1 protein-coding gene is annotated in these 578 nt (G+C 49.3%); it reads right to left on the bottom strand.

Going from position 1 to position 578, the window contains the following annotated elements:
- A partial coding sequence (locus EXT47_RS23635) for an AMP-binding protein (RefSeq protein ID WP_165383843.1) occupies window positions 1-578 on the bottom strand: 578 nt, incomplete at both ends.

Genomic DNA, 578 nt, shown 5'->3' with positions numbered 1-578 from the left:
TTATCAATAAAGCGCTCAGCATTGAGTTCAGGGCGGTTTAAGTAACCACGGGCAACCCCAAGGCCTGAAATATATAACTCACCCGGCGCACCAATGGGCATGGGCTGCAGCGACTCAGATAATACATGAAGATTAACGTTAGGGTAGGCTTTACCTATGCCTTGATGAAGGCGTGGATAGGCCTGTGCTAGCATCGCACCGACTGTGGCTTCCGTTGGGCCATATTCATCGAAAATAGCGTTTACATGGTCGCTTAATGCGGCAATGGCCTGCTCAGTCAGTGCCTCACCACCGAGCATTAGGGCATCAACTTGTGCATCGCTGCCAGGCAATAGCGCCATGGCAAGACTCGGTGTGGTTTTCACAAAGCCAACGTTCGCGGTATTTAGATGAGCTCTAAAGGCGGCGGCATCAAGAATATCGCCTTCATAAACACACACCGTTTGTCCAGCAAGGAGCGGGCATAAGGTGGTGGTCACCGACAAGTCAAAACAGTAATTAGAAGAAAAGTCGATATTACGATACTTGTCACCTAACTGGCTGGTTAAGGCGTGAAGATAGTAAAGCACATTGTGCTG

The organism is Pseudoalteromonas sp. CO342X (assembly GCF_004208915.1).
Lineage (GTDB): Bacteria > Pseudomonadota > Gammaproteobacteria > Enterobacterales > Alteromonadaceae > Pseudoalteromonas > Pseudoalteromonas maricaloris.
Note: the sequence above shows the minus strand (reverse complement) of the source record. Positions and strands in the feature narration are given on the sequence as shown.